11 protein-coding genes and 1 other RNA gene are annotated in these 15,068 nt (G+C 72.5%); 3 read left to right on the top strand and 9 right to left on the bottom strand.

Annotated features, from left to right (window positions below; translation table 11 throughout):
• Nucleotides 1-56: 56 nt before the first annotated feature.
• The 3 genes from B4E97_RS14900 to glnA all read right to left on the bottom strand — a co-directional run bounded on the left by B4E97_RS14900 (nt 57) and on the right by glnA (nt 6,698).
• Nucleotides 57-2,123 (bottom strand): PhoX family protein, encoded by a 2,067-nt coding sequence (locus B4E97_RS14900; protein WP_286960596.1) that lies wholly within the window; start codon nt 2,121-2,123, stop codon nt 57-59.
• A 166-nt stretch (nt 2,124-2,289) separates the two neighbouring features.
• A complete protein-coding gene (locus B4E97_RS14895; RefSeq protein ID WP_286960489.1) occupies nt 2,290-5,340 on the bottom strand; it encodes a bifunctional [glutamine synthetase] adenylyltransferase/[glutamine synthetase]-adenylyl-L-tyrosine phosphorylase in 3,051 nt (1,016 codons plus the stop codon).
• A gap of 8 nt (nt 5,341-5,348) precedes the next feature.
• Entirely contained in the window at nt 5,349-6,698 is a 1,350-nt protein-coding gene (glnA, locus tag B4E97_RS14890) for a type I glutamate--ammonia ligase (RefSeq protein ID WP_286960488.1), read from the bottom strand.
• Between the two features lie 176 nt (nt 6,699-6,874).
• On the opposite strand from glnA, the gene B4E97_RS14885 reads away from it, so the two are divergent.
• Nucleotides 6,875-7,294, top strand: coding sequence for an SRPBCC family protein (locus B4E97_RS14885; protein ID WP_019284690.1), 420 nt, complete (start codon nt 6,875-6,877; stop codon nt 7,292-7,294).
• Between the two features lie 153 nt (nt 7,295-7,447).
• Here B4E97_RS14885 and B4E97_RS14880 read toward each other — a convergent pair whose 3' ends face one another.
• The gene (locus B4E97_RS14880; protein ID WP_019284689.1) at nt 7,448-7,663 is read right to left on the bottom strand and encodes a hypothetical protein; all 216 of its coding nucleotides are present in this window, start codon (nt 7,661-7,663) and stop codon (nt 7,448-7,450) included.
• 77 nt (nt 7,664-7,740) lie between these two features.
• On the opposite strand from B4E97_RS14880, the gene map reads away from it, so the two are divergent.
• Both map and ppgK read left to right on the top strand, forming a co-directional pair.
• A complete protein-coding gene (gene map, locus B4E97_RS14875) occupies nt 7,741-8,610 on the top strand; it encodes a type I methionyl aminopeptidase (protein ID WP_239263630.1) in 870 nt (289 codons plus the stop codon).
• 20 nt (nt 8,611-8,630) lie between these two features.
• Entirely contained in the window at nt 8,631-9,407 is a 777-nt protein-coding gene (ppgK, locus tag B4E97_RS14870; RefSeq protein WP_286956844.1) for a polyphosphate--glucose phosphotransferase, read from the top strand.
• 124 nt (nt 9,408-9,531) lie between these two features.
• Here the strand turns inward: ppgK and B4E97_RS14865 are convergent, their stop codons facing one another.
• The 5 genes from B4E97_RS14865 to B4E97_RS14845 form a co-directional block, all read right to left on the bottom strand.
• Entirely contained in the window at nt 9,532-10,179 is a 648-nt protein-coding gene (locus B4E97_RS14865; protein WP_286960487.1) for an MBL fold metallo-hydrolase, read from the bottom strand.
• 9 nt (nt 10,180-10,188) lie between these two features.
• Complete coding sequence (locus tag B4E97_RS14860) at nt 10,189-11,616, bottom strand: GGDEF domain-containing protein (RefSeq protein ID WP_286960486.1); 1,428 nt, start codon at nt 11,614-11,616, stop codon at nt 10,189-10,191.
• Nucleotides 11,613-13,118 carry a GGDEF domain-containing protein gene (locus B4E97_RS14855; protein WP_286956853.1) on the bottom strand — a complete coding sequence of 502 codons (1,506 nt, stop codon included), beginning with the start codon at nt 13,116-13,118 and terminating at the stop codon, nt 11,613-11,615. Before B4E97_RS14855 ends, B4E97_RS14860 begins: the two co-directional genes overlap by 4 nt.
• An 86-nt stretch (nt 13,119-13,204) precedes the next feature.
• Nucleotides 13,205-13,577: RNase P RNA component class A (gene rnpB, locus B4E97_RS14850), an RNA gene on the bottom strand.
• A gap of 14 nt (nt 13,578-13,591) precedes the next feature.
• A complete protein-coding gene (locus tag B4E97_RS14845) occupies nt 13,592-15,046 on the bottom strand; it encodes an RNB domain-containing ribonuclease (RefSeq protein ID WP_239263641.1) in 1,455 nt (484 codons plus the stop codon).
• Nucleotides 15,047-15,068 lie beyond the last annotated feature (22 nt).

The following is a 15,068-nucleotide window of genomic DNA, read 5'->3' as shown; positions in this document are numbered from 1 at the left end:
GACGGGGCGCCGGGCGGTCGGCATACGGCATACGGCCCAGAGCAGGTGGCTCTCGGTCAGCCGATGCGGGTCACCTGCACGACGGTCGGGCGCGGGCCGGCGAAGCGGCCGCGACCGGACTGCTCGACGTAGTCGGGGAAGAACGAGTGCTGGTCGGCCCAGGTGCCGTCCTCGCCCGGGTGCTGCACGGCCACGAAGACCGAGCCGTCGCGGTCGTGGATGACCGGGCCGCAGGTCTCGGCCTCGGCCGGCACCGCCAGGAACTGCGTGACGCGACCCCGCTCGGGCCCACCCAGCTCGACGTGGAACAGGCCGTCGTCGTACTTCAGGGCGCTCGGCATGCCGTCCGTGGAGATCCACAGGTCACCGCGGCTGTCGAAGGCCACGTTGTCGGGGCAGGCGATCGGGGCGACCGGGCCGGTGTAGCCACCGAAGTAGGTGCCGGCGGTCTTGGGGTCGCCGCAGATCAGGACGAGGTCCCAGGTGAAGCGGCGACCGGTGTGGTCCCCGCCGACCTCGGTGATCTCGACGACGTGACCGTCCTTGTTGAGCGGACGCGGGTTGGCCTCGTCGACACCTGCCTTGCCGGTCTTGCCGCGGTCGGAGTTGTTGGTGCAGGCGGCATAGATGCGGCCGGTGACGAGGTTGGGCTCAACGTCCTCGGGGCGGTCCATCTTGGTCGGGCCCTTGCCGTTGGAGCCCACGGCCGCGTCGGCGGCGAGGCGGGTGTAGACGAGGACCTCCTCGAGGGTGAAGCCCTTGACCATGGACCGGCCACCCTTGGTGAGGGCGATCCACTCGCCGGAGCCGTCACTGACCTTGTCCTCCATGCCGTCGCCGTTGAACTGCGCGACGTAGAGGTCGCCCTCGGACAGCAGGCGCAGGTTGTTCTTGCGCGCGGCGTTGCCGGGGCGGGCGTCGTAGCGGCGCCGGGAGACGAACTTGTAGATGTAGTCGAACTTCTCGTCGTCGCCCATGTAGGCCACGACGCGACCGTCGTCGGCGACGATGACGTTGGCGCCCTCGTGCTTGAACCGGCCCATCGCGGTGTGCTTGACGGGCGTGGAGGTCGGGTCCATCGGGTCGACCTCGACGATCCAGCCGAAGCGGTTGGGCTCGTTGCGGAAGTCGGCGGTGCGGGCGTCCCAGCGGGGGTCGACCTTGGCCCAGCCGCGGGTGTCCTGCGTCGAGGACAGGCCGTAGCGCTTCTCCTCCTTGGAGGTCCCCTCGGCCTTGAAGTACTGGTTGAAGTTCTCCTCGCCGGACAGGACCGTCCCCCACGGGGTGGTGCCGCCGGAGCAGTTGTTCATCGTGCCGCGCACGGTGCGACCGGTCGGGTCCTCCTTGGTGCGCAGCAGCGGGCTGCCGGCGGCGGGGCCGTCGACGGCGAAGGGCGTGTCCAGGGTGATGCGGCGGTTGAGGCGCCCGCCGCGACGGTAGGTCCAGCGCTCGCCGCGCGCGGGGCGGGTGAGCTCGACGACGGACATCCCGTGGGCGGCCCAGGCGGTCCGGACGGCCTCGGCCGGGTCCATCGTGGGCGGGAACATGATGTTCTCGTTGGTGTACTCGTGGTTGCAGACCAGCAGGGCCTTCTTGCCGTGCTTGTCGGTCACGATGATGTCGGTGTAGTCGTTGTTGTAGCCGAACTGCATGGCCTGCGCCTCGGCCGACTGGTTCTCGGGGTCGAACATCGGGGCGCCCTTGAGGATCGGGTCGCCCCACCGGATGATCGGGGCATAGGTGAAGCCCCCGGGGACGGTGAGGCGGTCGACGTCCTCGGGCACCGGGGCGATGCCGATGAAGGACAGGCCGGACACACGTCGGGCGCCCTTGCCCTTGCCCTTGCCGCGCCCGTCGTCCTTGGCGTCCACCAGGGCGGCAGCAGGCTCGGCGGTGGCGGTCGCGACGGCCCCGAAGGCCAGTGCCAGGGCGCCGGCGCCACCCAGGACGGAGCGGCGGGAGAGCGCCGCGCCGGCGACCTCGGCGAAGGTCTCGTGGGTCGAGTCGTTGGGGATGGGCCTGGAGCAGGCGTCGCCGCAGCGGAGGTGGCAGGTGACGGCGCTGCGGTTGGCGTGCGTGATGCCGGCCATGGGCAGCAGGGTGCGCTCGTGGGTCACGGTGATCTCCCGATCGGTGCGAGGGGGTGGAGGGACGCCGGCCTGGACCGGGCGTTCGCGCCGAACCTAGCCAGCCCCACCGGCGCCGGGGAGGTGCCCGAGGTGGATGCCAGGTGAACGCTCCGTGAAAGCGCCCGAGACCGCGTGAGCACCCGTCACGATGCGTGAGGGGTCACTCCTCGTGGGCGTAGAACCGGCGATCGACGACGACCCTGGCCTGGCGCGCGATGCGCAGGTAGGTGTCCACGAGCAGCCCGCCCTCGCCGGGCCCCCGCCCGATGATCCGCGCGATCCCGTCCGCGTCCCGCGCGTCGGTGGTCACGCTCTCCACGGGACGCCCGCGCCAGAGCATCCCGGCGTTGCGCAGGTGCGAGGCGGACCCCCAGGCCTCCGTGAGCAGGTTGGCCTCGTCGTCGGCGAGCAGCCCGGCCGCGCGTGCGGCCTCGATGGCGGGCAGGGTGCCGGTGGTCCGCAGGGCGGGCACGTCGTGGCCGTGCTGCAGCTGGATCACCTGGACGGTCCACTCGACGTCGCTCAGCCCGCCGGTGCCGAGCTTGAGGTGCGTCCGGCGGTCGGCCCCCCGTGGCAGCCGCTCGCTCTCCATCCGGGCCTTGAGCTTGCGTATGTCGCGCAGCTGCGTCGCGCCGAGCCCGCCGTCGGGGTAGCGGTGGGGGTCGACGAGGGCGACGAACCGCTCCCCCAGCCCGGCGTCGCCGGCGACCGGGCGCGCCCGCAGCAGCGCCTGGCGCTCCCACGTCAGGGCCCAGCGCTCGTAGTAGGTGCGGTAGGACTCCAGGCTCCGCACGAGGGGGCCGCTCTTGCCCTCGGGCCGCAGGTCCGCGTCGACGCCGACGGCCGGCTCCGGGCCGCCCCAGGCGGTGAGGCGCCGCAGCTCCTGCACGACGGCGGTGGCCCGGCGCTGGAGCTCGGCCTCGTCGTGCGGGGTGCCCTCCTCGGGCTCATGGACGAACATGACGTCGGCGTCGCTGGAGTAGCCGAGCTCCGACCCGCCGAGCCGGCCCATCCCCACGACCAGCAGCCGGGTGCCGAGGGGTTCGCGCAGCTCCATCTCGACCTTGTGGACCGCGGTCTCGAGGGCGATCTCCAGCGTCGCGGAGGTGATCGCGGTGAGGGCCTCGCCGACGTCGGCCAGCGGGAGCAGGCCCACGAGGTCGGCGACGGCCACGCGGAAGAGCTCGTGACGTCGCACGCCCCGCACCGCGAGCATCGCGTCCTCGGGGGTGTCCTTGCGCTGCGCCGCGGACCGCATGACGGTGCGCAGCGACTGCAGGGAACGGGGGGTGAGGCCCACGTCGTCGCCGAGGACGGCGACGGCGTGCGGGGTGCGCTCGAGCAGCTCGGAGGCGAACCGGCTGGAGGACAGGACGTGGGCGAGCCGTTGGGCGGCGCTGCCCTCGTCGCGCAGCATCTTGAGGTACCAGTGGGTGGTGCCCAGCTCCTCGCTGACCTTGCGGAAGGACAGCAGGCCCGCGTCGGGGTCGGCGCCGTCGGCGAACCACCCGAGCATGACGGGGAGCAGGGTCCGCTGGATGGCGGCTCGTCTGGAGAGTCCCTCGGTCAGCGCCTCCAGGTGGCGCAGCGCCCCGCGGGGGTCCCGGAAGCCCAGGGCGGCCAGGCGGTCGCCGGCGGCCTCCGGCGTGAGCCGCCCCTCGCTCGCCGACAGCCGGGCGACGGCGGACAGCAGGGGACGGTAGAAGAGCCGCTCGTGCAGCCGGCGCACCTCGCGGGCCCGGCGCTGCCACTCCTTGACGACGACGGTGGCGGGGTCGCCGTCCAGGTGCAGGGACCGGCCCAGCCGGCGCAGCTCGGCCTCGGCCGTCGGCATCAGGTGGATGCGCCGCAGCCGATAGACCTGGATCCGGTGCTCGAGCGACCGGAGCAGCCGATAGGCCTCGTCGAGGACCGCAGCGTCGTCGCGCCCGACGTAGCCGCCGCGGGCGAGCGTGGCCAGGGCCTCGAGGGTCGTGCCCGAGCGCAGGCTCGGGTCCAGGCGACCGTGCACGAGCTGCAGGAGCTGGACGCTGAACTCGACGTCCCGCAGCCCGCCAGGACCGAGCTTGAGCTGCCGGTCGGCCTCCTTGGCCGGGACGTGCTGCTCCACGCGGCGGCGCATCGCCTGGACGTCCTCGACGAAGTTGTCCCGCGACGACGCCTCCCACACGAGGGGGGTGACCGCGTCGAGGTAGCGCCGGGACAGCTCGGCGTCGCCCGCCACGTGCCGCGCCTTGAGCAGCGCCTGGAACTCCCAGGTCTTGGCCCAGCGCTGGTAGTAGTGCAGGTGGCTCGCGACCGTGCGGACCAGCGGGCCGTTCTTGCCCTCGGGGCGCAGCGCCGCGTCGACCGGCCACAGGGAGCCCTCGGCGGTCGAGGACGCGCACGCGCGCATGAGCGCGCTCGCGACCTGGGTGCCGACGCGCATCGCCTCCATCTCCTCGGGGCTGCCGGGCTCGACCCCCTCGTCGGCCGGCTCGCACACGAAGATCACGTCGACGTCGCTGACGTAGTTGAGCTCGCGCCCCCCGCACTTGCCCATGCCGATCACCGACAGGCGCACGCTCTCGGAGCCCTCGGTCTCGGCGCAGGCCACGACGTGCGCGGCCTCCAGCGCCGCGGCGGCCAGGTCGGCGAGCGAGCGGGCGGTGTCGGGCAGGGTCATGAGCGGGTCGTCGCTGGTCATGTCCAGCGCGGTGATGGCCAGCAGCTCACGGCGATAGGTCGCGCGGATGGCGTCGTGCGCCTTGTCCGTGGGGAGGTCCCGGACCGCATCGGTCATGACGGCGACGAGCTCCTCGGCCGTATGCCGGGAGGCACCGACCGCCCGCCGCCAGTCCTGCGGGTGGGACACGAGGTGGTCGCCGAGCGCGGACGACGCCCCGAGCACGTGCAGCAGCCGGTCGCGACCCGCGGGGTCCTCGCGCAGGGCCCGGCCGAGGTCACCGGCCGGCCCCCGGTCACGGCCGTCTCCGGTCAGGGCCTCGGCCAGCCGGACCAGCGACAGCAGCGCCAGGTCGGGGTCAGCCGTCGTGCGCAGGGCACCGACGAGCGCGTCGCGCGAGTCCCCCACCAGCGTCGTCACGGCGGGGTCGTCGAGCAGCGTCTGGGCCCGCGACGGGTCCTGGAAGCCCTGCCGGGCGAGCGCGCCCGTGGCCGAGGTCGCCCGCGACGTGGCGGCGGGCTGCGACGTGGGCTGGGCGCGCGTCATACGACCGGTCAGAGCCGCGGGAGCAGGCGCTCGAGCTCGAAGGGGGTCACCTGGGAGCGGTACTCCTCCCACTCCTGGCGCTTGTTGCGCAGGAAGAACTCGAAGACGTGCTCGCCGAGCGTCTCGGCGACCAGGTCGGATCGCTCCATCGCGTCGATGGCGCGGCCGAGGGACCGGGGCAGCGCCTCGATCCCGAGGGCACGCCGCTCCGAGTCCGTGAGCGCCCAGACGTCGTCCTCGGCCTCCTCCGGCAGCTCGTAGCCCTCCTCGATGCCCTTGAGGCCGGCGGCGAGGAGCACGGAGTAGGCGAGGTAGGGGTTGGCGGCGGTGTCGAGGGTGCGGATCTCGACCCGGGTCGCCTGGCCCTTGTTGGGCTTGTAGAGCGGGATGCGGACCATCGCGCTGCGGTTGGCGTGCCCCCAGCAGACGTAGGCGGGTGCCTCGCCGCCGCCCCACAGGCGCTTGTAGGAGTTGACCCACTGGTTGGTCACGGCCGTCAGCTCGGGCGCGTGGCGCAGCATGCCGGCGACGAACTGCCGCCCCGCCTTGGACAGCTGGTAGCGCGACCCCGGCTCGTAGAAGGCGTTGTTGTCGCCCTCGAACAGCGAGACGTGGGTGTGCATGCCCGATCCCGGGTGGTCGGCGAGGGGCTTGGGCATGAAGGAGGCGTAGACGCCGTGCTCCAGCGCGACCTCCTTGATGACCGTGCGGAAGGTCATGATGTTGTCGGCCATGCTCATCGCGTCGGCGTAGCGCAGGTCGATCTCGTTCTGGCCCGGGGCGCCCTCGTGGTGGCTGAACTCCACCGAGATGCCCATCGACTCCAGCATGGTGATCGCGGCCCGGCGGAAGTCGTGCGCGGTGCCCTGCGGGAGGTGGTCGAAGTAGCCGCCCTGGTCGATCGGGCGCGGCGGGTTGCTCACGCGCCGCGACCCGTCGCCCTCCTGCTCGAAGAGGAAGAACTCGATCTCGGGGTGGACGTAGAACGTGAAGCCCATGTCCGCCGCCTTGGTCAGCGTGCGGTGCAGGACGTGGCGCGGATCCGCCAGCGACGGCTGCCCGTCGGTGGAGTGCAGGTCGCAGAACATGCGGGCGGTGCCCGGGGACTCGCCCCGCCACGGCAGCACCTGGAAGGTCGTGGGGTCCGGCTTGGCGAGCATGTCGGCCTCGTTGACCCGGGCCAGCCCCTCGATGACCGACCCGTCGAAGCCGATGCCCTCGGCGAAGGCCGTCTCCAGCTCCGCCGGCGAGATGGCCACCGACTTCAACGTGCCGAGCACGTCGGTGAACCACAGTCGTACGAACCGGATGTCGCGCTCCTCGATGGAACGCAGGACGAACTCCTCCTGGCGATTCATGACCCCAGCCTCCCCCACAGTTGTTTCGCCCGCGTTACGGGCGCGCTGGCGTGTCGCGGACGGCCCGGCGGCAGAGGGACCCCGCCCTGCCGACCACCAGGCCCGGGAGTAGTGTGACAGCACGCCGGTTCACCCCGGACCGGTCGACGAGGATCGGAAACGGATCGAGGTCCGCCATGGCAGAGCAGAGCAGCGAGTCGGTCGACAAGGCCGTGGACACCACCGTGAGCGTGAGCCGCGTGGTGTCCCACCCCATCGACAGCGTCTGGAACGTCCTCATGAAGCCGCACGGTGCGGAGGCCCTCCTCGGCGAGGGTGGAGAGCTCGGCAGCAAGGGAGAGCCCTGGCGCGCCAAGGACGGGTCGCACGGCGTGGCCCGCAGCTTCCACCCCCTCGAGCAGATCAGGTTCTCCTGGCACCCGGACGATTCCGCCGACTCCCCTGCCTCCGTGGTCGAGCTGGACCTCGCCAAGGACGGCGAGTCCACCACCCGCCTGGACGTCACCCACAGCAACCTGCACCCCGGCGCCGACCGGGACGCGCTCAAGGCGCGCTGGGAGACGGCCCTGGAGCGCATCGACCAGGACGCGCTCTGAGTCGAGGGGCGTCGCCTCGGCGGCCAGGGCCTCAGTCAGTGCCCCAGTCCGCCCCAGGCACGGCCTGCGGCAGGCACGGCAGGAGCCGGCCACCCCGTGCGGGGTGGCCGGCTCCCGGCATACGTGGGTGGGTCAGCCCGGCATCGACCCGGGTCAGAGGCCCAGGGGCCCCGGCTCGTCCGGCTCGTCGCCGTCCTCGCGGGCCCGGCGCTCGTCCTCCTCGTCCCACGCCTCGGTGCGCGAGCGCGCGGTCGTCAGTGCCTCGCGGGCCTCGGCCTCGGAGCCGTAGGGCCCCATGACGTCTTCGTCGCGCGAGCGATCCTGGTCGGTCTCCACCTGGTTCGTCTTCACGTTGTACCAGTAGGCCATCGTCGGTCTCCTCCTCGAGCTGGCGGTCGTGCGTCGTGATTGGGGTGCCGCCCGCGCGGCTCCCTAGACTGCAGCCTATGTCGATCAGCCCTGCCGCCGTCCGCCCCGGCCGCGTCTCCGCACGTCTCGCCGTCCCCTCCCAGATCGAGCGGCCGCACTACGTCGACCGCGGGCAGGACATCCGCGAGGACGGCGACCGGCTGGTCAAGGACGCCGAGACCATCGAGCGGATGCGCGTCGCCGGACGGATCGCGGCCGAGGCCATGGCCGTCGGCGCCGAGCTGGTCGCGCCGGGCGTCACGACCGACGAGATCGACCGCGTGGTGCACGAGTTCGTCTGCGACGCGGGCGCCTATCCCTCGCCCCTCGGCTACAAGGCCTTCCCCAAGTCGCTGTGCACCAGCGTCAACGAGGTCATCTGCCACGGCATCCCCGACTCGCGCCCGCTCGAGGACGGCGACATCGTCAACCTGGACGTGACCGTCTTCGTGGACGGCGTGCACGGGGACACCGACGCGACCTATCTGGTCGGGGACGTGGACGAGGCGTCCCGCCTCCTGGTCGAGCGCACCCACGAGGCGATGATGCGCGGCATCAAGGCGGCGCGCCCGGGGCGCGAGGTCAACGTGATCGGTCGCGTCATCGAGTCCTACGCCCGGCGGTTCGGCTACGGCGTGGTACGTGACTACACCGGGCACGGCATCGGCACCGAGTTCCACAGCGGCCTGATCATCCCGCACTACGACGCGGCGCCCGCCCACGACACCGTCATCGAGCCCGGCATGACCTTCACCGTCGAGCCGATGCTGACGCTCGGAGGTGGCAGCGACTGGGACCTGTGGGACGACGGCTGGACCGTCGTCACCGCCGACCTGAGCCGCTCCGCGCAGTTCGAGCACACCATCGTCGTGACCGATAACGGTGCGGAGATCCTGACGGCGGTGTGAGTCGTCATACGCTGGATCTCATGACCTCACGTAGCACCAGCCTCCCCCTCGGCATCGACGTCGGGGGCAGCGGCATCAAGGGAGCCCCTGTCGACCTCGAGACCGGCGAGTTCGCCGCCGAGCGGGTCCGGATCCCGACCCCCGAGGACTCGACCCCCGAGGCGGTCGCCGACGTGATCGCGCAGATCATCGACCAGCTGGACGAGGTCGGTCCTGACGCACCGGTCGGCATCACCGTGCCCGGCGTCGTGACCCACGGCGTCGTGCGCTCGGCGGCCAACATCGACAAGCGCTGGATCGACTGCGACGCCGACGCGCTGTTCACCAAGCGGCTCGGCCGGGACGTCCACGTCGTCAACGACGCCGACGCGGCGGGCATCGCCGAGGTGCGCTACGGCGCGGCCCAGGGCAAGGACGGCTTCGTCATCCTCACGACGCTCGGCACCGGGATCGGGATCGCCCTGATCCACGACGGCGTCCTGATCCCCAACGCCGAGCTGGGGCACCTGGAACTGGACGGCCACGACGCGGAGACCCGCGCGTCCAACGGCGTGCGCGAGGCCAAGGACCTCTCCTGGGAGGAGTGGGCCGAGCGGCTGCAGCGCTACTACTCCCACCTGGAGGACCTGCTGTGGCCGGACCTGTTCGTCGTCGGAGGCGGCGTCTCCAAGAAGGCGAAGAAGTTCCTGCCGCTGCTCGACCTGCGCACCCCGATCATCCCGGCGACGCTGCTCAACAGCGCGGGCATCGTGGGCGCGGCGGCGCTGGCGGCGGACGAGGCGGCCCGCCGCCACTGACCCGCCGCAGGCGTAGGCATCCGGACCCGCCGGCGGCCGAGGCATCCGCCGGGTTCGTCCCCCAGGCTGATGCCTTCGCCCCCGGCGGGTATGACGTCCTCCGGCTCAGGTGGTGCCGGCGGGCTCAGGTGAAGTCGCGGGCGTCCCCGCCGGCGAGGTCCACGACCTCGGTCCGCTCGGGGCTGAACCTCGTCGCGTGGTCGAGATAGATGCCGCGACCGGCGGGTGCGAGCAGCCCGTCGTGCACCGGGACGGCATACCTCGGCGCGATGCGCCGGACGAAGGCGACCGTCTCCTTGCTCGCGCACCACGGCGCGTTGAGCGGCATCGCGAGGACGTCGACCGGGCCGGGCTCGGCGTCGTAGGCGTCGCCGGGGTGGAAGACCGTCGGCTCGCCGTCGGCGCTGATGACCACGCCGGTGTTGCGGACCCGCGGGATGAGCTCGTTGATGACGGCGTGCTGCTCACCGACGCCGCGCAGGGAGACGTCGCCGACCCGCACCTCGTCGCCGCCCACGAAGGGCACCGAGCCAGGCACCTCCACCAGGTCCCGGGCCTCGGCCTCGACATACCACGCCGCGTCGGGGTTGCCCTCGCGCAGCGCGGGAAGCCGGTCGGGGTCCAGGTGGTCGGGGTGCTGGTGGGTGACGACGACGGCGTCGAGATCGCGCAGCTCCTCCCAGCCGCGGGCCAGGGTGCCCGGGTCGACCAGGATGCGCTGGTCGGCGATCTCGACCAGGAGACAGGCATGTCCGAGATGTGTCAGGCGCATGCCTCAACCCTAGGCGTCGACCCCCTGCAGCACCACGGGACGCACCTCGGAGAACCGCACCGCGTCGCGTCCCCCGGCCTTGGCGGCATACAGGGCGACGTCGGCGCGGGCCACCATCGCCGCGACGCTCTCGATGCCGTCCCACACCGCCACGCCACCGGAGAAGGTCTGGCCGGTCTGGGCCGCTCCGCGCAGCCCTTCCAGCAGGAGGCGCACGTTGTCCGGGTGACGCCCCTTGGCCAGCATGAGGAACTCCTCGCCGCCGTGGCGGCTGAGGAAGACGTCCGGGGGCAGGCTGCGGCGCCACGCGGACGCGGTCGTCTCGAGCAACCGGTCGCCGGCCGGGTGGCCGTGCAGGTCGTTGAACCCCTTGAAGTGGTCGAGGTCGAGCAGGGCGACCACCAGTGACACGTCCTGCTCGACCGCCTCCGCCACCATCCGGTGCATCTCCGCCTCGCCTGTGCGCCGGTTGGGCAGGGACGTCAGGTGATCCGTCCGGGCCAGGGCCTGCAGCTGGCCGCGCTGCTGGTCGACCAGCCGCATCATCCGGCCCAGCCGCAGCATGACCAGCCCGAAGACCACCGCCGTCATCAGCAGCAGCGGCCAGGCGCTGAGGCCCTGCGGCCGGTCGTGCTCGCGCAGCAGCATCAGCGGCGGCATCACCGCCGCGACCGCGAGGACCGTGAGCTGGATCCGCTCGAGCCCGGCGGACGGCCTGCGGGACCGCCCGGCGAACCGCGCCATGGACGGGTGCAGGGCCCCCAGGCCTGCGACGAACGCGCTCACGACGTACCAGAACACCGCGCTCGAGTAGCCACCCTGGACCCGGATGGGGTCGGCCAGCTGCAGGACGTCTCCCACCGTCATGGCGCTCATGCCCAGGACGAGCAGGACGGGCGATGGCGCGCCGCCCGACGTCAGGACGATCCGGCTCGCCGCGATGATGACGAGGAGGTCGAGCAGCGGCGACGTCACGGTGGTGAAGGCGATCGACGACTCGGTCGCCTGGGTCTCGGCGGCGAAGGACCAGATGACGGCGGCACACCCGAGGCCGAAGATCGTCCCGTCGAGCGCCACGCTGCGCGCGGCCTCGCTGGTGACCCGTCCCGAGGCCGACACGACACCCGCAATGACGACGACGTAGCCGACGATGGACATCACGTCACCCACCAGCACGCCGCCCACGAGCTCCGCGCGCATCAGGGTCAGCGGCAGGCTGAGGATCCCCCACGCCGCGGTCCCGACCAGCAAGGTCCACCAGATGGCGCGGCCCGGAGGGCGATAGAGCAGGATGCCGGCGAGGAAGGTGAGCGGGACGACCGCGATGGCGACCGTCGCCAGGTCGAGCCGATGCTCGACGGGCAGCCACAGGTAGGTCACGAGGACGCCCGCTGCGACCATCGCCGCGACGCGGAAGACCAGCGGACGTTCCGTCACCTCGAACCCTCCCCCGCGTCGAGGGATGCGTCCCGCGTCTCCCACAGGTAGGTCCGGGCGCGGCCGTTGGCCTTGGCGGCATACAACGCCTCGTCGGCGCGGGCCACGAGGTCCGCGTCGGAGTCTCCCCGCTGCCACTGGGTCACCCCGGCCGAGAAGGTCTGCTGGCGAGGCGTGGCCGCCCTGAGCCGGTCCAGCAGGTCGAGGACCGCGGACGTCGGCAGGCCCACGGTGATCAGCACGAACTCCTCGCCGCCGTAGCGGGCCAGCACCTCCGCCGGCCCGAGCAGGTCGCTCCACCGGTGGGCGCACCCGACGAGCAGCTCGTCGCCCGCGTGGTGACCGAAGCTGTCGTTGAACGCCTTGAACCGGTCGAGGTCGATGATCGTGACGCTCAGGGGCTCCCCGGTCTGCTCGACCCGGACCAGGGCCCGGCCCAGCTCGGCGTCACCCGTGCGCCGGTTGGGCAGCCCGGTGAGGTGGTCGTTGCGGGCGAGGACCTCGAGGACCTCGGACTGCTGGTCCGAGGTGCGCATCATGCCGGCCGCCCGGGCCACCACGAGCCCGAACATCAGCAGCATCGACACCGACAGGGCGGAGCCGTCCGGCACCGAGCCGTCGCCCGCGGCGCCCGCCAGCTGCCAGCCGTAGACGCCGACGGGGAGCATACCCATCCCGAACAGCCAGGGCACGTGGTGGCGGGCGGTGAGCCGGGCGTCGAGCTCTCGGCCGCTCGAGCCGACGTTCGCGCCCACGGGCGCGGTGACGGCGGCGGCGACCGCCCCGTAGGCCAGGACCCACGCCACGTGGGCGGCGTCCGGCGCCTGGCGGTCGTGGATGAGGTTGGCGAAGTCCAGGCAGTCACCAACCAGGAGCAGGGCCGGGCAGGCCAGCCCGATGATCGCCCCCCAGCTGACCGGGGCGCGTGACATCACCCTGATCACGCCCACGGCCAGCAGGACGAGGTCGAGGATCGGGAAGAGGGCGCAGACGACGGCGGAGGACGGGTGGCCCTGGAACAGCGGTGAGCGCAGGCCCGGCACGACGAGCGTGATCCAGGCGATGGTGCCGAGGGCCACGGTCAGGATGAGCGTGTCGAGGGTCCGGGCGACGTTGAGGCGCTCGCGTGCCCGGGCCACCAGCTGCACGTATCCGGTGAGGGCGATCGTGTACGCGCCGAGCATGAGAGCGTCACCGGGGTCGGCCAGCTGACGGTCGTGGCCGTAGACGAGGTCGGCCGTGAGGTCGCTGACGTAGTCCCCGACGGCGTAGACGGCCCACGCGACGAGCAGGGCATAGGTGAAGGCGTTGCGCCGGGACGGGTGCTGCCGCAGGGCCCACGCGATCGAGGCGAGCAGCACCAGGTAGGCGCAGGCGTAGACGCCGAACCGCACCGTCCGGTCGGGGTCGATGCCCCACCCGGTCCGCGAGGTGACGAGGTCGACGACGGCGAGCAGGAGGTAGAAGCCACCCAGGCCGAGGGAGACCGACCAACGACCCACGGAAACCTCGCTTTCGCGGGTCTGCGGATGGCTACCGCAGACCCCTGGACTACGCAGTGTAGTGATCCCGTGACCGGCCCGTGGGCGGGATGAGTCGGTCTGTACGCCGGGTTCTGTCCACCCCGGTCTCCCGGGGATGGGCGATCATCCATCTAGGGTGGCCGTTGCCGGCCACCTCGAGCGCTCTACCCGTGCGCTCGGGCGGGCAGCCCTCGGACGCGCACTGTCTGAGCTTGCTTCAGGTGGGGTTTACCTAGCCGCCGTGGTCACCCACGGCGCTGGTGGTCTCTTGCACCACCGTTTCACCCTTACCAGGCCGCTCTGCGAACGTCCTGGCGGTCTGTTCTCTGTGGCACTGTCCCGCGGGTCGCCCCGGGTGGCCGTTAGCCACCACCTTGCCCTTCGAAGCCCGGACGTTCCTCGGCACCATGACGGTGACGCGATCGCCCGACCGACTCATCCCGGGGCAGAGTCTACCGGCCGTATGACGCCGCGCCCACCGCCTCGAAGGCCACCCGACGTCGCTCCACCGACGCCTCGACGAGACGGACCTCGAGGGTGCTCCCCAGCTCGAGGTCGTCACCGGCGCAGGGAGCCAGCACGGGCAGGTCGACGAGCTGGACGAGGGAGGGTCCCTTGTCGGAGAGGTCGACGACGCTCGCGGTGAAGGTCTCCCCCAGGCGAGGTGCGAGCACGGCGGCCTCGACGGCGTCGGTGCAGGCGCGCTCGACGGCCTTGGCGCGACGGTCCGAGGACCGCATGAGCTCGGGGAGGGTGGGCAGCGCCGCCCGCGCCCAGTCGGGGACGTCCGTGCCGGCCACGGCGGCCTCGCACACGACGAGGCCGAACCGGTCGACCAGGCGCCGCAGCGGAGCGGTGACGTGGGCATAGCCGGCGGCCAGCGCGGCGTGGCGGGCCTGCTCGGGCGCGGCCCCGTCGAAGGGCGTGTAGGACGCGCCGCGGAACAGCGTCGTGGCGGCGTGGATGATCGCGAGGTGCCGAGGGTCGGTGCGGTCCAGGGACTGGAGCATCTCGCCGTACGGCTGGCCGGGGGCCCAGGGCACCCCCAGCGCCGCGCACTGGCGACGCAGCCGCGCCACGTCGCGCTCGTCGGCGGGAGGCATGGTGCGCAGGATCCCCACGCCGGCCGCGAGCATGACCTCGGCCGCCGCCATGCCGGTCATGAGGGAGATCTGGGCGTTCCAGTCCTCGACGGGGGCGAGGGGTCGCAGCTCGAGGCGGTAGCCGTGCTCGGCGTCGCCGTTGACCTCCTGCTCGGGCATCGGGAGGCTGGCGCCGCCGCGGGCCCGCTCCTGCGCCTGCCGCGCCAGACCCACGTCGCGCAGCAGCCCGAGCATCGGGTCGGCGGTGCCTGCGTCGAGGTCGCGCTGCACCTGGTCGTAGTCGAGCCGCGCCGCGGAGCGCACCATGGCGCGGTCGAGGGACTCGAGGCGGACGTCACCGTCGGCGTCGACGCGCAGGTCCCACACGAAGGCCGGCCGCTCGACGCCGGGCAGCAGGCTCGCCGCGTCCTCGCTGAGCCGGGTGGGGTGCAGGGGCGTCCGGCGGTCGGGGGCATAGATCGTCTGGCCGCGACGCCTGGCCTCGGTGTCGATGGCGCCACCCGGGCGCACGTAGGCCGGCACGTCGGCGATGGCGTAGAGCACGCGCACCCCGCCCGCACCGTCCCGCTCCAGGTGCATGGCCTGGTCGAGGTCCATCGATCCCTCGGGGTCGATGGTGATGAACGGGAGCGCGGTCAGGTCCGCGCCGACCCGGACCGGGCGCGCGGCGGCCTGCTCCGCCTCGGCCAGCGCCTCGGCGGGGAACTCCCCCGGGACGTCGAGCTCGGCGCGGATCTCGTCGAACGCGCGGTGCAGCTCGTCACCGCCGGGCTCAGAGGTCAGGATCGTGCGGGTCGCAGCCATGGAGGTCACTCTAGGGGGCCCT

The sequence above is a fragment of the Arsenicicoccus sp. UBA7492 genome (assembly GCF_002479615.1).
GTDB lineage: Bacteria > Actinomycetota > Actinomycetes > Actinomycetales > Dermatophilaceae > Arsenicicoccus > Arsenicicoccus bolidensis.
Note: the sequence above shows the minus strand (reverse complement) of the source record. Positions and strands in the feature narration are given on the sequence as shown.